The following is a 17,419-nucleotide window of genomic DNA, read 5'->3' on the forward strand; positions in this document are numbered from 1 at the left end:
GGCCGCCCGCTCAGCCGCGCTGGGCGCGGCCGCGGCGGTGCGCGCTCCAGTAGCCCCAGTCGTAGCAGGCCCCGGCCAGCGCGACGAACCGCTCGGCCCGGGCGCGCCCCCCGCGCGGCAGGGCCGCGCCGAAGCGCAGGGCGGCCCGCCCGGTGCGCACGACGAGCCGCCACGCCGGCAGCGGGGCCACCACGTCGAGCCCGCGGTCGGACCAGTCGCGGCGCAGGCCGTGGTGGCTCTTGCCGTAGCGGTAGTTCTGCTCCAGCAGCTGGCGGGCCTCGCTGCGCGGCACCCACTCCATGAGGACGTCGGGCACCACGTCCAGGCGGTGCCCGGTGGCGACCTGCAACCGCCAGCACAGGTCGGCGTCGCCGCCGCTGCGGACGGTGGAGAAACCGTCCACGGCGTCGAAGTCGCTGCGGCGCACCGCGAGGTTGCACGTCGGCAGGTACGGCAGGAAGAAGGGCTTCGCGACGTACTTGTCCAGCCGGCTGAACTGCTGCACCTCGCTGGCGCGCTCGGCGAGGGAGTCCCCACCGCGCACCAGCGTGTCGGAGCCGACGATGCCCACCTGCTCGTCGGCGAAGCGCTCCAGCGTCCGCTGCACCCAGTCCGGCCGGGGCCGGCTGCGCGCGTCGAGGAAGAGGACGACCTCGGCGTCGGTGGCCGCCACCCCGAGGTTGCGGGCCGCGTAGGGGCCCGCCCCCGCGCTGTGGACCACGCGCACGGGCGCGTCCAGCACCAGCACGGGTTCCGGGGAGTCGTCGACGACGACGACCTCGTCGACGGGGACCGTCTGCGCCGCCAGCGCCTCCAGCGCGCCCTCCAGCAGGGCGGCGTGGCCGCGCACCGGGATCACCGCCGCCGACCGCGGCCGCCGGCCGGCCGGGGAGGCGGCGGGCGCGGCGGGGACCTCCTCACGCATCGGCACGCACGTCCTCCCCGTCCGTGCCGCGCCGGGGCGCGGCGCGCGGGGTCAGGCGCGGCTGGGGCACGCGGCCGCGCCGCCCCTGCCGACCGGCCTCCCAGCGCGCGACGATGTCCAGCGCCCGGGTGCGCCCGAAGCGGCGGGTGGGCGAGACGAACGGGTCCGAAGGGGCGTGGCGCACCCAGTCGGCGAGCGCCTGCGTCGCCGGGTAGGGCCCCAGCGGCCGCACGTGCTCCAGCGCGCGGATCTCCCTGACCATCCGGTGGTGGTAGGCCCGCACCCCGGCGCCGCGGCGGTGGCTGCCGCTGACGGTCAGGCGCGGGTCGACGACGAGGTGCCGGCCGCCGGTGACGGCCCGCCACGACCACTCCTGGTCCTCGGTGGCCACGAGCGAGTCGTCGAAGGGGTGCGCCCGCCAGACCTCCGAACGCCACATGCTGGCCGTGTTGGTGAACCCCCAGTAGCGGTACCGGCCGAGGTAGTCCGCGTCCGCGCGCAGCGGGGCCGTGAGCGGCCGGTTCTCCCCGTCCACCTCGCCCCCGCAGACGGCGACGGCCCCCGCCTGCAGGTGCTCCAGCCCGATCTCGACCCAGTCCGGGCGGGGCAGGACGGTGTGGCTGGACAGCGCGCCGCAGAAGGGCGTGGTGGCCGCCTGCGCCCCCGCGTTGAGGGCCCCTCCGTAGGAGAACTCCTCGTGCGGGATGCCCACCAGCCGCTCGGCGCGCTCCTGCGCGATGCGCAGCGTGTCGTCCGTGGACCCCGAGTCGACGACGACGACCTCCACGGGCAGGCTCTGGGCCCGCACCGAGTCGATGGTCGCGGTCAGCGTGGCAGCGGAGTTGTACGTGCGGATGACGATGCTGACGACGGGGGGCACCACGTGCGTCCGGTCCTCCTCAGGTCTGGGCCGTCGGCTCACGACCACGAGTCGCCGCATGGTAGCGCGACGTCCCGTGACGGCAGAGGCGCGCTTGGTCACCGGCCACGCCCGTTAGGGTGCGCCCATGGCCTCGCCCCCGGGACCGCCCACCCCCTCCCCCGACGCTCCCGCCGTCGCCTACCTCGTCAGCGAGTACCCCACGCTCTCGCACGCCTTTATCGAGAACGAGGTCGAGGCGCTGCGGGCCCGGGGCGTGCAGGTGCACACCTTCTCGGTGCGGCCCACCACCGCCGCGCAGCACCGCTCGGCGCGCAGCCGGCGGGAGGCGGCGGGCACGACCGTGCTGCTCGACCGCGCCCGGGCGCGCGAGCTGGCGGGCACGGCCGCGGCCTCGCTGCGCCGGCCGCGGGCGCTGGCCACCGGTGCGCTGCTGGCCGCGCGGTCCGGTCCGGGCGGGGCGCGCGGGCGGCTGTGGCAGGGCTTCTACCTCGCCGAGGCGCTCGTGCTGCTGGAGGAGATGCGCCGGCGGGGCCTGCGCCACCTGCACGTGCACTTCGCCAACAACGGCGCCGACGTGGCGCGCCTGGTCGTCGCCCTGGGCCGCGCCCAGGACGGCCCGGACAGCGGCTGGCGCTGGACGATGTCGATGCACGGCCCCACGGAGTTCGAGGCCGTCGACGCCTTCGACCTGCCCGCGAAGGTGCGCTCGGCGGACGCCGTGGCCTGCATCAGCGACTTCTGCCGGGGTCAGCTGATGCGGCACACCCCGCCCGAGCACTGGCGGAAGCTGGGCGTGGTGCGGATGGCCGTCGACGTGGACCGGTTCGCCGACCGCTCCGCCGAGCGGGCCGCGCGAGCGGCCGGCCCGCTGCGGGTGCTGTTCGTCGGCCGCCTCGTGCCGGAGAAGGGCCCCTCGGTCCTGCTGGACGCCGTCGCCGCCCTGCGCGGCGGCCCCGACCCGCTCGACGTGCGGGTGCGCCTGGTGGGCGCCGGACCGCTGGCCGACGACCTCGCCGCGCAGGTGCGCCGGCAGGGCACCGCGGACGTCGTGGAGCTGCTCGGCCCGGTGGGCAACGAGGACCTGCCCGAGCAGTACGCCTGGGCGGACGCGTTCTGCCTGCCGAGCTTCGCCGAGGGCGTCCCCGTCGTCCTCATGGAGGCGATGGCCACCGCCCTGCCCGTCGTGACCAGCCCGATCGCGGGCATCCCCGAGCTCGTCCAGGACGGCGTCAGCGGCCGGCTCGTGCCGCCGGGGCGGGCGGACGAGCTGGCGCGGGTGCTGCGCGAGCTGGCGGCCGCCTCCCCGCAGGAGCGGGCCGAGCTGGGGCGGCGGGGTCGCCGCCGCGTCGCCGAGGAGTTCGGGGCGGAGCTCAACGTCCGGCGGTTGCGGGACGTCGTCGGGATCTGAGGCCCGGGGTCCGAGGCGTCGGGACCCGCGGCTCAGGAGCCGCCGGCGGCGCGCGCCCGGTCGTAGACCTGCTCGATGCGCGCCGTCGTGACGCGGATGTCGAAGGAGCGCACGGCGTGCTCGCGCGCGGCCAGGCCGAACGCCGCCCTCAGGTCGGCGTCGGCGCCCAGCTTCTCGACGGCGGCCGCCAGGGCGGCCACGTCCCCCTCGGGGGCGAGCAGGCCGGTCGTGCCGTCCAGGACCGACTCGACCAGCCCGGAGTGCGCGTAGGCGACGACCGGGCGCCCCGACGCGGCGGCCTCCAGGCTCACCACCGGCAGCCCCTCGCAGTCGCCGTTCGCGGCGCGGCGGGAGGGGATGACGACGGCCTGGGCCTCGCGCATGGCGGCGCGCACCTCGTCGCTGGTGCGCGTCCCCAGGAAGCGCACGTCGACCCGCAGGTCGCGGGCCCGCTGCTCCAGGCGCTCGCGCAGCGGGCCGTCGCCGACGACGGTGAGCGGCGGCGGCGAGGCCAGGCCGGCCAGGGCCTCCAGCAGGTCGGCGAGCCCCTTCTTCTCCACGAGCCGGCCGACGAAGAGCAGCCCGCCCCCGGCCGGCGGGGGCGTGGCGACCACGCGCTCGGTGTCGACCCCGCAGGCGATGACGTCGATCGCCCCGGGGTCGGCGCCCCTGCGGGTGAGCTCGGCGGCGATGAAGCCGCTGACGGCGATGGTGCCGGCGGAGGAGGCCAGCAGCTGCGCGCGGCGTTCCAGCAGCAAGCGCCCGGAGGGTGAGCCGGCGAGGGCCTCGTCGTGCAGCGTCGCGTCGTAGCCGTGCCAGGTGACCACGAGCGGGATGCCCAGCTGCGCGGCCACCTCGCTGACGACGGCGGCGTCGGTGCCGAAGTGGACGTGCAGGACGTCGGGCCGCAACCGGCGCAGCGCGGAGCGCAGCTGCCGCTCCTGGCCCTGCTGCGGGCTGCCCGCGACGCGCTCGGGCAGGCGGGAGCGCACGCGGGCGACGAGCGGGTGCTCGCGCGCCTCCCGCACGGGGACGCCGGGGACCTCCAGCGCGTCCGGGGCGCGCCAGGAGGTCAGCGCCGTCGGCCGCCACCGCTGCAGCGACAGCAGGTGGTCGCGGACGAAGGTCTCCGACCGGTTGAGGAAGACGCGCCGGTAGACGGCGACGTCGCCGCCCGCAGGGGCCGCCGGTGCGCTCAGAGGTACACCACCCGGAACTTGACGCTGCCGACGACGCGGCCGGCGCGGTAGGCCGCCTCCCGCGCCAGCTGGTAGCGGACCTCGCGGCCGCGGTAGGCCCGGGGAGCCGTCACGAGCAGCCAGCGCAGCCGGCGCAGCGACTCGCGCGCGTCCCAGGTCATCCCGTGGCGGCGGAAGTCGCGGTAGAGCATCGGCGCCTGGCGCCCCCAGACGTACATCTGCCGCACCCCGGCGCGGAAGCTGGAACGCATCCGGTAGTGCACGAGGGAGTCGGCGGCCTCCACGAGGGAGAACCCCTCCAGCTGCAGGCGCCAGAAGAACTCCGTCTCGGTGCCGCCGCGCACGTAGGTCTCGTCGAACCCGCCGAGGCGCTCCCACACCGACTTGCGCAGCCCGGCGTTGGCGCCGATGGGCCGGGGCAGGAAGCCCAGCTGGGGGACCACCCCGTTGTGCCCGTGCGGCGTCCCCCACGCCTGCACGTAGGCGTCGTTGAGCTTGAGGCGGTCCAGGCGGCCGCCGACGCCGTCGGCCTCCTCGAGGGCGTCGGCCATCGTCTCCACCCACCGCGGGTCGACCTCGTCGTCGGCGTCGCACAGCAGCACCAGGTCCGAGCGGGCGGCCGCGATGCCGGTGTTGCGCGCCACGTTCGAGCCGGTCCGCGCGCTGGCGTCGATCCAGCGCAGCCCCGGCAGGCGGTCGCGGTAGCCGTCCACGAGCTCGCGGGTGCCGTCGGTGGAGCCGTTGTCCGCCACGAGGACCTCGAAGGTCCGCGAGGTCCGCTGGGCCGCGAGCGCGTCCAGCTGCACGCCGAGCGTGCGGGCGGCGTTGAGCGCGGGGATGACGACCGAGACGTCGGGCTGCGCCAGCGGGTCCGGCACGCCGGTCCCCTCGCGGCCGGTCCCCGTGGTCGTGCTCACTGCTGCCTCCTGGGTCGTCACGGTCGCTGCCCGCTCCCCCGCGTGCGCACGGCGCACGTCAGCTTCGCGCCGAAGGTGTAGTAGCGCATCCACAGGGCGACCGCGACGTAGCGCGCGCGGTTGCGCGGGCTGGGGTGCGGCAGGTCGCCGGAGCGGCGCAGGGTCGAGCGCGGGCTGGGGTTCAGGCTGGCCCGCACCACACCGGGGTCGAAGGCCGGCCGCCCGCTGCGGCGGCGGTTCTCCACGTCACCGCGGGCCACGCGGCGGGCCTTGCCCTGCAGCTCGGCCATCCGCGCCCGGGCCGGGTGGCGCACGACGGCCTGCGGGCAGTAGACGGCCCGCACGCCCAGGCGGGAGGCGCGCTCGCCCCACTCGCGGTCGCCGCCGCTCTTGAGCCGCTCGTCGAAGGCGCCGACCCGCTCGAAGGTCGGGCGCAGCACCAGCAGGTTCGCCGTGGCCGCCCACCCCTGGGTGCGGACGTAGTCCTCCTGCTGCAGGAAGTTCAGCACGTCCCACAGCTCCGCGAGCGTGGGCCGCTCGGGGTCGCGGGCGAAGAGGCGGACGGCACCGCCGACGAACGCCGGCTGCTGCTGGGCCAGCAGGGCCGAGACGCCCTCGCGCAGCCACCCGGGCTCGGGCAGGCAGTCCGCGTCGGTGAACGCGAGCACCTCCCCCGCCGCGACGGCCAGGGCGGCGTTGCGCGCCGCGTAGGAGCCGGGCGTGCTCTCGCGCACGAGCTGGACCGAGGGCAGCGCGCCGGCGCTGCGCTCCAGGCCGACGTTGTCGCCGTTGTCGACGAGCACGACGTCGAGCGGGCCCGGGTAGTCCTGCGCGGCCAGCGCCCGCGTGGTCCCCTCCAGCTCCCCGCGGTCGCCGTGGACGGGCACGACGACCGTGACGGCCGGCCACGCCGGCGGGTCCTGCCGCCCGCGGACGACCGGGGCGGTCGTGGCCCGCAGGTCGGCGCTCACGCCGCGCGCCGCGCGCTCGTGCGCCGCGCGACCGAGCGGGCCATCAGCCCCGCCGCGTACGGCAGGTCGTGCACGAGGTAGCGCTTGGCCATCCGCCGCGGTTCCATCGCCAGCCGGTGCACCCACTCCAGCCCGCTGCGCTGGATCCACACCGGAGCGCGCGAGACCTCCCCGGCGACCATGGTCAGGGTCCCGCCGCAGCCGATGAACCAGGTCGAGGGCAGGTGCTCGCGCAGCAGCTGCATGAGCCGCTCCTGCTTGGGGAAGCCCAGCGCCACGAAGACGATGTCGGGCTTCGCCTCGACGACGGCCCCCACGACCTGCTCGAGCACCCGGGCGTCGCGCTCGAAGCCGAAGGGCGGGCAGTCCCAGCCGGCCATCCGCAGGTCGGCGAACTCCTCGGTCAGCCGGTCCGCTGCCCGCTCGGCGATCCCCTCCGCGCCGCCGAGCAGGTACAGCGTCCGGTCGGACTCGGCCGCCGCCGCCGAGATCGACCAGATGAGCGAGGAGCCGGTGACGCGTTCGGGCAGCTCCTCGCCCTGCAGCCTGCTCGCCCACACGATGGGCATGCCGTCGGGCACGACGAGCTCGGCTTGCTCGGCGAGGTCGCGCAGCTGCGGCCGGCGCAGCTGCCGCAGGATGTCCACGTTGGGCGTGATGAGGTTGCCCCCGCGGCCCGCGTCGAGGGCGGCCATCACGTGCGCGACGACCTCCTGCTCGCGCAGGGCGTCGAAGGCGATGTCGTCGACGGTGATCTGCTGGCGGGCCGCAGACGGGTCGGTCTCCCCACGGATGTTCGCCGTGCGAGTCCCCGCGCTCACGGAGCGTAGCGATGGGATGGAGTGAAGAGCGGACGAGTCGAGAGCCATGCGATCTCCCAGGTCGACCGGTGTCAGCGCGTCGAGGAGTCCCGCTGCCAGGCAGTGGCCTGCCGACGGCGAGCGGAGACCCGCGACGCGATGGTGACACCGGTGTAGACGGCGAAGGACGGGATCAGACGAGGTCGCCCCAGAGCCAGGCGCATCAGGGCGGTCGACGTCGCCGACGTCGTCCGCGCGAAGGACGGTGGACCCCCGACGGCGCTCCCGCCGGAGACCTCGGTCTCCGCGCGCCCCCCGGCGCCAGGTTCGGCCTTGCTCAGCTGAGCGTTCCCGGCGGCTGTCCGGGTGCGGACCTTGAGCAGGTTGCGCAGGTCCCGCGGGACGGCGACGAGGAACTCCCCCTCGCTCGTCGCCCTCTCGTGCTCGGCGAAGAGCCGCTGCACGAAGAGGTCGTCGCTCGTCAGGTCCGGGAACTCCTCGAAGCGGGAGCGGCCGGTCTCCGACAGCCCGTAGACGCCCAGGCCCACGAGGCCGTCGCGCACGTAGGGCAGCTCCGCGTACGCGCGGTAGAACGCGCGCACCGGCCAGGAGGACGCCGAGGTGTCGAAGCGCACGCGCGGCGACGCCGCGAGCACGCCGTCGGCGCGCAGCCGCTCGGCGAGCGCGTCGAGCGTGCCCGGCGTCAGGACGATGTCGGCGTCCAGGTAGACGCGCGGGAAGGCGGTGGCGACGCGGTCGCCCGCGCGCAGCGCGGCGGCCTTCGAGGCCTGGCCGAGCTCGACGACGACCGCGCCGGCGGCCCGCGCCACGGCGGCCGTGTCGTCGGTGCAGCCGTTGGCCACGACGACGACCTCGGCGACCTCGGTCCTCGCGGCCGAGCGCAGCGCCTCGAGGGTGCCCCGCAGCGTCCGCGCCTCGTCGTGGGCGGGGACGACCACGGAGACGGTGGGCGTGCGTCGCGGGGAGGTGACCGCCGGCGAGGGGTCGGGAGCCGTCGTGGTCACGCTCCTCCTCCCCTCGCCCGTCGTTCGGGCGCGTTGCCACTCGTCCGGCAGATCGTGGTCACTTGTGGTCACTTACCGGTGCGCATCGTAGCCAGAGTTCACCGGATCGGCGCAACCCCGGGGCAGCACCGCTCCCTGCGACCCGTGTCACACGCGGGGTGCACCTCAGTACGCCCCCCGCCCGCCGAGCACGGCCCGGACGGTCTTGGCGAGGATCATGAGGTCGAAGGCGGGCGACCAGTTCTCCACGTACTGCAGGTCCAGCCGGGTGGACTCGTCCAGGTCGAGGTCGGAGCGTCCGCTGACCTGCCACAGCCCGGTGAGACCAGGCTTGACGAGCAGCCGGCGGCGCAGGTCCTGGCCGTACTCGGCGACCTCGCTGGGCAGCGGCGGCCGCGGGCCCACCAGCGACATGCTGCCGGTCAGGACGTTGAACAGCTGCGGCAGCTCGTCCAGGGAGTAGCGGCGCAGGAACGCGCCCGTGCGCGTCACGCGGGGGTCGCGCTTCATCTTGAACAGCAGGCCGTTGCCCTCGGAGGCCTCCCGCAGGTCGATGAGCCGCTGCTCGGCGTCGACGACCATGGAGCGGAACTTCACCATCGTGAACTCCGTGCCGTCGCGCCCGACCCGGCGCTGGCGGAAGAAGACCGGCCCCGGCGAGTCCAGCCTGATGAGGACCGCCACGAGGACGAACAGCGGGCTCAGCGCCAGCAGCCCCAGCGCCGCGCTGCCGCGGTCCAGCAGGGTCTTGCCCACGTGGCGGATGCCGCGCAGCTCGGGGCGGTCGACGTGCAGCAGCGGCAGGCCGGAGACCGGGCGGATCACCACGCGGGGCCCGCCGACGTCGGTCAGCGCGGGCGCCACCACGAGGTCGGCGCGGGTGTTCTCCAGCTCCCAGCCGAGGCGGCGCAGGACCGGCCCGTCCAGCTCGGGGCAGGTCAGGGTGGCGACCACGTCCACGTCCACCTCGCCCGCGACGGCGGCGACCTCCTCCAGGGAGCCCAGCACGGGGACGCCCAGCGCCTGCAGCTCCTCGGTGCTGCGGCCCCCGGGCGTGCAGGCCGCGTCCACGCGCAGGCCGTGGTCGGTCTGGCGGCGCACCTGGCGCACCAGGGAGGCGACGGCCTCCGGGTGGCCGGCGACGAGGGTGGACTGCATGCACTCCCCCGCGGCGCGGCGCACGTGCAGGTAGTGGCGCACGACCAGGCGGGAGAGCACGGTCAGCAGGCCCGCCACCGGCAGGGCGACGACCACGAAGCCGCGGGCGATCTCCAGCTGCAGCGCCCAGGAGGCGGTGCCGACGAAGGCGACCACGGTGGTGCCGGCCAGCAGCACCCGCTGGAACTCCTCGGACCCGACGGCGAGGAAGCGCGGTTCGTAGGCGCGGAACAGCAGCATGGAGGCGACCCAGACCGGCGGCAGCAGGACCATCGTCCAGGCCACGGACAGGCCGCCGAGGCCGGTGGCGTGCAGCGGGGTGTCGCCGAAGCGCACGGCCCAGCCGAGCAGGGCCGCCAGCAGGGCGGAGACGGCGTCGGAGACGGCGATGGTGCGCACGTACTCGCGCTGCCAGACCGGCCGCCGGCCGGCGGGGCGCGGCGCGCTGGCCGGGCGGCGGCGCGTCAGCGGCAGGAACGCCTGGTCGGTGCTGAGGGTCGGTGTGCCGTCGTTCGCGTCGATGATGCGGCGTCGCTGCGCCGGCAGTACCCGTACTTCCTCAGCCGCCATGGCCTCCCCCGTCGGTCGTGGTCGTCAGGACCCACGCCGCTGTGGGAGCCAGTGATCCGTCCGGGCGTGTCGCGCTGCTACGGACGGGTGAGCTGACGACACCCATGGTAGCGGGGGGTCACCCGTTGGACGCAAGTCCCTCACAGCTGGATCACGAACGGAGCACGGTGAGCACGAGGCGCGCAGGGCAGCCGGAGGCCGGCCCGAGGCGGCGGCGGGGAGCGGCGGGAACGCGAAGGGCCCCCACCGGTCTCCCGGTGAGGGCCCTTCGAGGGTGGAGCTGAGGGGATTCGAACCCCTGACCCCCTCGTTGCGAACGAGGTGCGCTACCAGCTGCGCCACAGCCCCTTGCCGTCCCGCTCGTGCGCGGTGACGGAGAAGAGGTTACCAGCTGCCGGGGACCGCCCCCGACCACGGGTGTCGCACCGCGTTCAGCCGTTGACGACGCGCACGTGCTCGCGCAGGTCGATGACCTGGGTCGGCTCGTCGTCGACGGCGACCGCGGAGCGCTCCTGCTCGCGGTCGGCGGCGGCCGCGGGCGCCAGGTGGGGCGCCTTGTCCTTGAGCAGGTACGTCGGCAGCGGGACGGGCACCGGCTGCCAGCCCGGCGCCGGCGCGGCCGCCGGGGCCGGCGCGCTCGCGGCGGGCTGCTCGCGCGGCGCCGGGACCGGGACCCCGGCGTCCACCCCGGCGCGCGGCTCGGGGTGCAGCGCCACGGGCGGCAGGCCCGGGCGCACCGCCGGCAGCACCGCGGTGGCCTCACCGGCGCGCGCCGGGGCGGCGGTGCGTGCGGGGGCACCGGCCCCGTGCCGGCTCAGCGCCGCGACGACGAGCAGCAGCCCCGCGCTCGGCACCGCACCGCAGACCCAGGGGGCCAGGCCGGTGGCGACCAGCACCCAGCCCGCAGCGGTCAGCGCGACCGCCGTCGCCAGCAGGCGGCGGCGGCGGACGACGACCCGCGAGGGCCCGCCCGCGCGCGGCGCCGGGACGCTCGCCGCCGCCACCTGCACCGCCGCGCGCACCGGCGCCTGCACCGGCGGCAGGGCGGCGGGGGCCGGCCCCGCGGCCAGCACCGGGCGGCTGGAGGGTGCGCTCAGCGCCGCCGGCAGCGGTGCCGCCGCGCTCCCGGGCACCGCCGCCGGAGCGCGGCGGACGACGACGCGCATGGCCTGCGAGTCCCGGTCACCGGTGCGGGCCGACGCCGCCCGCCGGTGCTTGTGGATCGCCGCGGGCACCAGGTAGGCAGCCCACAGGACGATGATGACGATGAAGATCAGGCTGCTGGCGGGCACGTGGAAACGGTATTGGTCACCGGGCCCGGCGCGGCGGATCACCCGGGCGTGTCGCACCTCGGGCTCGCCGTGAACCGCGCGGTGTGCTGCTGCCGGCGCCTCAGCCGCGGCTGCGCGAGGTCCGGTAGCGCGCCAGCACGCCCTCGGGGACCTCCTCGGCCGTCAGCGCGAACGTCCGGTGGTCGCGCCAGGAGCCGTCGATGTGCAGGTAGCGCTCGCGCAGGCCCTCGTCGCGCATCCCGAGCTTGGCGGCCACCCGCAGCGAGGCGGAGTTCTCCGGCCGGATGTTCACCTCGACGCGGTGCAGCCGCAGCGTCCGGAAGCAGTGGTCGGCCACCAGCGCCAGCGCCACCGGGATCGTCCCGCGGCCGGCCACGCGCTGGTCGATCCAGTAGCCCACGTGCGCGGACCGCAGCGAGCCCCAGGTGATCCCGGAGACGGTGATCTGACCGACGAGCCTGCCGTCGAGCTCGACGACGAAGGGCAGCATGCGACCGGCGCGGGCCTCGCGGGTGAAGCCCCGCACCATCTGCGCGAACGTCGGCGCGGGCCCGGAACCCTCCGGGCTGGTCGCCTCCCAGGGCCGCAGCCACGAGGCGTTGGCGGCGCGCACCGCGCGCCAGGCCGTCCCGTCCCGCCGGCGCAGCGGCCGCAGCCGCACCGCCCCCTCCACCAGCTCCACCGGCCAGCCGCTGCTCACCGCCCACCTCCGCGGCGCGCGTGGTCCTCCCCGTGCAGCTGGCCGACGGCGTGCGCGAGGAAGCCCGCGAGCACGGCGACCCCGTCGCGCGCGGCTCCCGGCGAGCCCGGCAGGTTCACGACGAACGAGCGGCCGGCGACACCGGCCAGCCCGCGCGAGAGCACCGCCGTCGCCACGCCCTTGGCCACGCCCGCCGCGCGGATCGCCTCCGGCACGCCGGGGACCTCGTAGTCCAGGACGCGGCGGGTGCGCTCGGGGGTGAGGTCCAGCGGGCTCAGCCCGGTGCCGCCGTTGGTGACGACGACGTCGTAGCCGGCCTCGACGGCGTCGCGCAGCGCCTCCTCGACCGGGTCGCCGTCGGGCACCAGGAGCGGTCCGTCGACGGCGAACCCCAGCGAGCGCAGGCCCTCCACGACGATCGGCCCGGAGTCGTCGGAGTACACCCCCGCCGAGGCGCGGTTGGAGACCGTCACCACGAGCGCGGTGCCCGCAGAACCCTCAGCCATCGACGCTCCAGTCCCCCGAGCGGCCACCGCTCTTGGCGGTCACCCTCACACCGTCGAGCACGGTGCGCTTGTCGACGGCCTTGACCATGTCGACGAACGTCAGCGCCGCGACCACCACGCAGGTCAGCGCCTCCATCTCGATGCCCGTGCGGTCGGCGGTGCGCACGGCCGAGCGGATGTGCACCCCGTCCTCGACGACGTCGATGGCGACCTCCACGGCGTGCACGGCCACCGGGTGGGCCAGCGGCACCAGGTCGGGGGTGCGCTTGGCCGCCTGCAGGCCGGCGATGCGCGCCACGGCCAGCGCGTCGCCCTTGGGCAGCCCGCCCTCGGCGAGCAGCGCCAGGACCTGCGGCGAGCAGCGCACGTACCCCTCGGCGCGCGCCTCGCGCGCCGTCACGGGCTTGGCGGAGACGTCGACCACCCGCGCGTGGCCGGACTCGTCGAGGTGGGTCAGCCGCTCGCTCACCGCGCACCCCCCGCGGGCTGCTGCGGCAGCGGTCCCAGCAGCACGCACTCGACCTCGTCGCCCGGCTCGACCGCCGCGACGCCGACGGGCACGACGGCCAGGCAGGTGGCGCGGGCCAGCGCGGTCACCAGGTGCGAGCCGTGGCCGGAGACGGGCGCGACGTGCAGCCGCCCGTCCAGGCCGGGGGTGAAGGCCGCCCGCACGTACTGCTCCTTGGCCGGCGGCGAGCTCCAGCCGGCCGCCGCGACGCAGCGCACCCGGGGCCGCTGCGGATCGGGCCCGGCCGCGCCCAGCATCCGCCGCAGCGCGGGGCGCACGAACACCTCGAAGGAGACGAACGCGCTCACCGGGTTGCCCGGCAGGGTGAAGACGGGGACCCGCTGCTCGCCCAGCGTGCCGCAGCCCTGGGGCATCCCCGGCTGCACGGCCACCCGCTCGAAGCGCACCGCGTGCTGCCCGCGCGCGGACAGCACCTCCTTGACGGTGTCGTAGGCGCCCTCGCTGACGCCGCCGGAGGTGATGACGACGTCGGCGCGCACGAGCTGGTCGTCGAGGACGGCGGCCAGCTCCCGGGCGTCGTCGGCGACCACGCCCACCCGGTAGGCCAGCGCCCCGACGTCCTCGGCCGCGGCCGTCAGCAGGTAGCCGTTGGCGTCGTGCAGCTGCCCGTGGGCCAGCACCGTGCCCGGCTCGACGACCTCGCTGCCGGTGGAGACGACCACGACGCGCGGGCGCGGGCGCACCCGCACCCGCGCCCGGCCCAGCGCCGCCAGGACGCCCACGTGCCGCGGCTCCAGCCGGGTCCCCGCCTCCAGGACGAGCACGCCGGCGGCGACGTCCTCCCCCGCCCGGCGCACGTGCTGGCCGGGCACGGGCGCCCGGCGCACCTGCACGTGGCTCACGCCCCGGTCGGTCCACTCCACGGGCACGACGGCCTCGGCACCGGGCGGCACGGGGGCGCCGGTCATGATGCGCGCGGCGGTGCCGGCGGTCAGCCGCAGCGTCTCCGCGTGCCCGGCGGCGATGTCGGCCAGCACCGGCAGGCCCACCGGCGCCTGCTCGCTGGCACCCTCCACGTCGCGCACCCGCACCGCGTAGCCGTCCATGCCGGAGTTGTCGAACGCCGGCAGGGCGCGGGGGCTGACGACGTCCTCGGCCAGGACGCAGCCGAGGGCGTCGCGCAGCGCCAGGTCCAGCGGCGGCAGCGGGCGCACCAGGTCCAGGCACGCCCGCTGGTGCTGCGCGACGGTGGTGAGGGTGTCGGCTGTCACGTCCGGAAGGTTGTCACGCCGCGCTCAGCGCGGAGCGCCGGCACCCTCGGCGACGTAGCCGGCGAGCCACTCGCGCAGCTCGGGGCCGATGTCCTCGCGCTCGCTGGCCAGCCGCACGACGGCCTTGATGTAGTCGAGCTTGTCGCCGGTGTCGTAGCGGCGGCCGCTGAAGACGACGCCGTGCACGCCGTGCCCGGGCCCCTCGCCCTGGGCGAGCACCTGCAGCGCGTCGGTCAGCTGGATCTCCCCGCCCTTGCCCGGCGGGGTCTCGTGCAGCACGGCGAAGACGGCCGGGTCCAGCAGGTAGCGGCCGATGATCGCCAGGTTGCTGGGGGCCTCCTCGCGCTTGGGCTTCTCCACCAGGCCGGAGACCTTCACGACGCCCGCGACGTCGGTGGGCTCGGCGACCGCGCAGCCGTAGAGGTGGATCTGGTCCTCGGGGACCTCCATGAACGCCACGACGCTGCCGCCCAGGCGCTCGCGCACCTCGATCATCGTGTCGAGCAGCGGGTCGCGGGCGTCGACGATGTCGTCGCCGAGCAGGACGACGAACGGCTCGTCGCCCACGTGCTGCTCGGCGACCAGCACGGCGTGGCCCAGTCCCTTGGGGTCGCCCTGGCGCACGTAGTGCACCTGCGCGAGGTCGGTGGACTCCTGCACGCGGGCGAGCTTGGTCTTGTCGCCCTTGGCCTCCAGGCCGACCTCGAGCTCGACGTTGCGGTCGAAGTGGTCCTCCAGCGGCCGCTTGTTGCGCCCGGTGATCATCAGCACGTCGGTCAGGCCGGCGCGGACCGCCTCCTCGACGATGTACTGGATGGCCGGGGTGTCCACCACCGGCAGCATCTCCTTGGGCATGGCCTTCGTGGCGGGCAGGAACCGCGTGCCCTGCCCGGCGGCCGGGATGACGGCCTTGCGGACGGTGCGGCGCTCGTCGCGTTCGCTCATGGGGCGGGAGGCTACCGCCCGTCCGCACCCGTGCACCGCCCGCTGCCGCACTCGCCCGCACGAGGTCCCCGTCGCACGTGGACACCACCGGGCATGGCGCTGCGCGTAGCCGAGAGGCACACTCTGGGTGAGGAGATGTCCCGAGGACCCGTGGACGAGCTCCTCCCGGACCAGGAGCCGCCGTGGCCACCACCGCCGACACCACCGCCGACACCGCCCTCACCCTCAGCCCCGACGTGCTGGAGGTGCAGGCGCGCAAGGCGCGCCTGCGCCGCGACGTGCGCGCCGACCGCCGCACCCGCGACGCCCGGGCCGCCGCCGCCGTCGAGGCCGACCTCGCCCGCGTGCTGCTCGGCTGCCCGCTGCTGGCCGGGGCGGGCCGCATCGCCTGCTACTCCTCGCTGCCCGGGGAGCCGGGCACCGGCGCGCTGCTCGCCGAGCTGCACCGCCACGGCGTGCAGGTGCTGCTGCCGCACCGCACGGCCGACGACGACCTCGACTGGCACCGCGCCGGGGGTGCCGCCGGGGAGGGCGCCGGGGCGGAGGCGCTGCTCGGCCCGGAGGCCGTCGCGGCCGTCGACCTCGTCGTCGTGCCGGCGCTGGCGGTGGACACGGCCGGGCGCCGGCTGGGCCAGGGCGGCGGCAGCTACGACCGCGCCCTGCGGCGGGTCCCGGCGCGGGTGCCCGTCCTCGCGGTCGTCCACGACGAGGAGCTGCTCGACGCGGCGATCACCCCGCTGCCCTCGCTGCCGCACGACCGGCTCGTGCACGCCGTGGTGACGCCGACGCGCTGGCTCTGGCTCGCCGCCTGAGCCCGTCCCGGGCCGCCGCGACGGCGCGGCTCGGTACGGTGGCCCATGACCCTGGAGGAGTTCAGCCGCGTCCTGCTGCTCTCCTGCGGGGTCCTGCTGGTGGCCGTCCTGGCCGTGCGGCTGTCCGCGCGCAGCGGTCTGCCGTCCCTGCTGCTGTACCTGGCCCTCGGCCTGGTCCTCGGCGAGGACGGCTTCGGCATCCCCTTCGCCGACGCCGAGGTGGCCCAGGTCCTCGGCTACGGCGCCCTGGTCCTCATCCTCGCCGAGGGCGGGCTGACGACGCGCTGGTCCAGCGTGCGGGCCGTGCTGGGCCCGGCGGCCGTGCTGGCGACGCTGGGGACCGCGGTCTCCACCGCCGTCGTCGGCGCGGGTGCGCACCTGCTGCTGGGCACCGACTGGCCGGTCTCGCTGCTCATCGGCGCCGTCGTCTCCTCCACCGACGCCGCGGCGGTCTTCTCCGTGCTGCGCTCGGTGCCGCTGCCCGCCCGGCTGTCCGGCCTGCTGGAGGCGGAGTCCGGGCTCAACGACGCGCCCGTGGTCATCGCGGTCGTCGCCCTCACCGGGATCGCCACCGGCCACGGCGGGCACGCCTGGTGGTCCCTGCCCGTCGAGGCCGTCGTCGAGCTGGGCGTCGGCACCCTGGTGGGCCTGGGGATCGGGGCGCTGGGCACCTTCGCGCTGCGGCGCGCGGCGCTGCCGAGCTCGGGGCTGTACCCGATCGCGGTCCTGGCGCTGGCCGTCGGCGCCTTCGCCGTGGCGGACGTGCTGCACGGGTCGGGCTTCCTGGCCACGTACCTGTGCGGTCTCGTGCTCGGCAACGCCCGGCTGCCGCACCGGCACGCGACGCGGGGGTTCGCGGAGGCCTCCGGCTGGCTGGCCCAGATCGGGTTGTTCGTCATGCTCGGGCTGCTGGCGACGCCCTCGCGGCTGCCGGGTGCGCTGGTCGACGCGCTGCTCGTCGGCCTCGTGCTCACGGTGCTGGCGCGCCCGGCCTCGGTGGTGGCCAGCCTGCTGCCCTTCCGGGTGCGCGGCCCCGACCTGGTGTTCCTGTCGTGGGCGGGGCTGCGGGGCGCGGTGCCGGTGGTGCTCGCGACGGTCCCCCTGGTGGCGGGGACCGCCGGCGGGCAGCGGCTGTTCGACCTCGTGCTCGTGCTCGTCGTCGTCTTCACCCTCGTGCAGGCGCCCACGCTCGGCCCGCTGGCCCGCCGGCTGGGGCTGGCCCCGGCGGCTCCCACCGAGGAGCTCGACGTCGAGGTCTCGCCGCTGGGGACGCTGTCGGCGGACGTGGTGCAGGTGCGCGTGGGGCCCGCCTCCCGCCTGCACGGCGTCGAGGTGTTCGAGCTGCGGCTGCCGGCGGGGGCCAACGTCACGCTGGTGGCCCGGGACGGGGCGACCTTCGTGCCGCAGCCGCGCACGGTGCTGCGCCGCGGGGACGACGTGCTCGTCGTCACGGCCGCCGGCGAGCGGGAGCGGGTGGAGGCGCGGCTGCTGGCGGTCAGCCGGTACGGCAAGCTCGCCGACTGGCGCACGAGTGACAACTCTGAGTAAAACACCAGTTACTTTGTGTC

General features: G+C 76.2%; 17 protein-coding genes and 1 tRNA gene. 3 read left to right on the forward strand and 15 right to left on the reverse strand.

Annotation, left to right across the window (positions count from 1 at the left end):
- Positions 1-10 precede the first annotated feature (10 nt).
- Together ACRYM2_RS05065 and ACRYM2_RS05070 are read right to left on the reverse strand one after the other, a co-directional pair.
- Positions 11-925 carry a glycosyltransferase family 2 protein gene (locus ACRYM2_RS05065; RefSeq protein WP_432520427.1) on the reverse strand — a complete coding sequence of 305 codons (915 nt, stop codon included), beginning with the start codon at positions 923-925 and terminating at the stop codon, positions 11-13.
- Positions 918-1,808: a glycosyltransferase family 2 protein gene (locus tag ACRYM2_RS05070; protein WP_432520366.1), complete on the reverse strand. Its 891-nt coding sequence runs from the start codon at positions 1,806-1,808 to the stop codon at positions 918-920. Before ACRYM2_RS05070 ends, ACRYM2_RS05065 begins: the two co-directional genes overlap by 8 nt.
- Before the next feature lie 124 nt (positions 1,809-1,932).
- Between ACRYM2_RS05070 and ACRYM2_RS05075 the strand changes: the two genes are divergently transcribed.
- A complete protein-coding gene (locus ACRYM2_RS05075; protein ID WP_432520367.1) occupies positions 1,933-3,216 on the forward strand; it encodes a glycosyltransferase family 4 protein in 1,284 nt (427 codons plus the stop codon).
- Between the two features lie 32 nt (positions 3,217-3,248).
- On the opposite strand, the gene ACRYM2_RS05080 is transcribed toward ACRYM2_RS05075, so the two are convergent.
- The 13 genes from ACRYM2_RS05080 to galU form a co-directional block, all read right to left on the reverse strand.
- Positions 3,249-4,415, reverse strand: a complete 1,167-nt coding sequence (locus tag ACRYM2_RS05080; protein ID WP_490055056.1) for a glycosyltransferase — start codon at positions 4,413-4,415, stop codon at positions 3,249-3,251.
- Complete coding sequence (locus tag ACRYM2_RS05085) at positions 4,412-5,332, reverse strand: glycosyltransferase (protein WP_432520369.1); 921 nt, start codon at positions 5,330-5,332, stop codon at positions 4,412-4,414. Before ACRYM2_RS05085 ends, ACRYM2_RS05080 begins: the two co-directional genes overlap by 4 nt.
- Before the next feature lie 17 nt (positions 5,333-5,349).
- A complete protein-coding gene (locus ACRYM2_RS05090) occupies positions 5,350-6,303 on the reverse strand; it encodes a glycosyltransferase family 2 protein (RefSeq protein WP_432520371.1) in 954 nt (317 codons plus the stop codon).
- Positions 6,300-7,124 (reverse strand): WecB/TagA/CpsF family glycosyltransferase, encoded by an 825-nt coding sequence (locus tag ACRYM2_RS05095; protein ID WP_432520372.1) that lies wholly within the window; start codon positions 7,122-7,124, stop codon positions 6,300-6,302. Before ACRYM2_RS05095 ends, ACRYM2_RS05090 begins: the two co-directional genes overlap by 4 nt.
- Positions 7,125-7,195: 71 nt before the next feature.
- A complete protein-coding gene (locus tag ACRYM2_RS05100; protein WP_432520373.1) occupies positions 7,196-8,128 on the reverse strand; it encodes a glycosyltransferase family 2 protein in 933 nt (310 codons plus the stop codon).
- 165 nt (positions 8,129-8,293) lie between these two features.
- On the reverse strand, positions 8,294-9,856 hold the full coding sequence (locus tag ACRYM2_RS05105; protein WP_432520374.1) for a sugar transferase: 1,563 nt from the start codon (positions 9,854-9,856) through the stop codon (positions 8,294-8,296).
- A gap of 275 nt (positions 9,857-10,131) precedes the next feature.
- A tRNA-Ala gene (locus tag ACRYM2_RS05110) sits at positions 10,132-10,204 on the reverse strand.
- 83 nt (positions 10,205-10,287) lie between these two features.
- Positions 10,288-11,148, reverse strand: a complete 861-nt coding sequence (locus ACRYM2_RS05115; protein WP_432520375.1) for a hypothetical protein — start codon at positions 11,146-11,148, stop codon at positions 10,288-10,290.
- Between the two features lie 100 nt (positions 11,149-11,248).
- A complete protein-coding gene (locus ACRYM2_RS05120) occupies positions 11,249-11,848 on the reverse strand; it encodes a GNAT family N-acetyltransferase (protein ID WP_432520376.1) in 600 nt (199 codons plus the stop codon).
- Positions 11,845-12,354, reverse strand: a complete 510-nt coding sequence (locus tag ACRYM2_RS05125; protein WP_432520377.1) for a MogA/MoaB family molybdenum cofactor biosynthesis protein — start codon at positions 12,352-12,354, stop codon at positions 11,845-11,847. The genes ACRYM2_RS05120 and ACRYM2_RS05125 overlap by 4 nt, the downstream gene beginning before the upstream one ends.
- Complete coding sequence (gene moaC, locus ACRYM2_RS05130) at positions 12,347-12,823, reverse strand: cyclic pyranopterin monophosphate synthase MoaC (RefSeq protein WP_432520379.1); 477 nt, start codon at positions 12,821-12,823, stop codon at positions 12,347-12,349. The genes ACRYM2_RS05125 and moaC overlap by 8 nt, the downstream gene beginning before the upstream one ends.
- Positions 12,820-14,094, reverse strand: a complete 1,275-nt coding sequence (glp, locus tag ACRYM2_RS05135) for a molybdotransferase-like divisome protein Glp (RefSeq protein WP_432520381.1) — start codon at positions 14,092-14,094, stop codon at positions 12,820-12,822. Before glp ends, moaC begins: the two co-directional genes overlap by 4 nt.
- Positions 14,095-14,118: 24 nt before the next feature.
- Positions 14,119-15,039, reverse strand: a complete 921-nt coding sequence (galU, locus tag ACRYM2_RS05140; RefSeq protein WP_432520382.1) for a UTP--glucose-1-phosphate uridylyltransferase GalU — start codon at positions 15,037-15,039, stop codon at positions 14,119-14,121.
- A gap of 182 nt (positions 15,040-15,221) precedes the next feature.
- Here galU and ACRYM2_RS05145 point away from each other — a divergent pair, with 182 nt between their 5' ends.
- Together ACRYM2_RS05145 and ACRYM2_RS05150 are read left to right on the forward strand one after the other, a co-directional pair.
- Positions 15,222-15,851 (forward strand): 5-formyltetrahydrofolate cyclo-ligase, encoded by a 630-nt coding sequence (locus ACRYM2_RS05145; protein ID WP_432520384.1) that lies wholly within the window; start codon positions 15,222-15,224, stop codon positions 15,849-15,851.
- A gap of 45 nt (positions 15,852-15,896) precedes the next feature.
- The gene (locus ACRYM2_RS05150; protein ID WP_432520386.1) at positions 15,897-17,399 is read left to right on the forward strand and encodes a potassium/proton antiporter; all 1,503 of its coding nucleotides are present in this window, start codon (positions 15,897-15,899) and stop codon (positions 17,397-17,399) included.
- The last annotated feature ends 20 nt before the right edge of the window (positions 17,400-17,419 follow it).

Origin of the sequence: Kineococcus aridisoli, from assembly GCF_050871885.1 — a bacterium.
Lineage (GTDB): Bacteria > Actinomycetota > Actinomycetes > Actinomycetales > Kineococcaceae > Kineococcus.

Bases quoted from the DNA above. Each gene is read 5' to 3' on its own strand.
- ACRYM2_RS05150 (WP_432520386.1), top strand. From the start codon at position 15,897: ATGACCCTGGAGGAGTTCAGCCGCGTCCTGCTGCTCTCCTGCGGGGTC.
- ACRYM2_RS05105 (WP_432520374.1), bottom strand. From the start codon at position 9,856: ATGGCGGCTGAGGAAGTACGGGTACTGCCGGCGCAGCGACGCCGCATC.
- ACRYM2_RS05065 (WP_432520427.1), bottom strand. From the start codon at position 925: ATGCGTGAGGAGGTCCCCGCCGCGCCCGCCGCCTCCCCGGCCGGCCGG.
- ACRYM2_RS05125 (WP_432520377.1), bottom strand. From the start codon at position 12,354: ATGGCTGAGGGTTCTGCGGGCACCGCGCTCGTGGTGACGGTCTCCAAC.
- ACRYM2_RS05075 (WP_432520367.1), top strand. From the start codon at position 1,933: ATGGCCTCGCCCCCGGGACCGCCCACCCCCTCCCCCGACGCTCCCGCC.
- galU (WP_432520382.1), bottom strand. From the start codon at position 15,039: ATGAGCGAACGCGACGAGCGCCGCACCGTCCGCAAGGCCGTCATCCCG.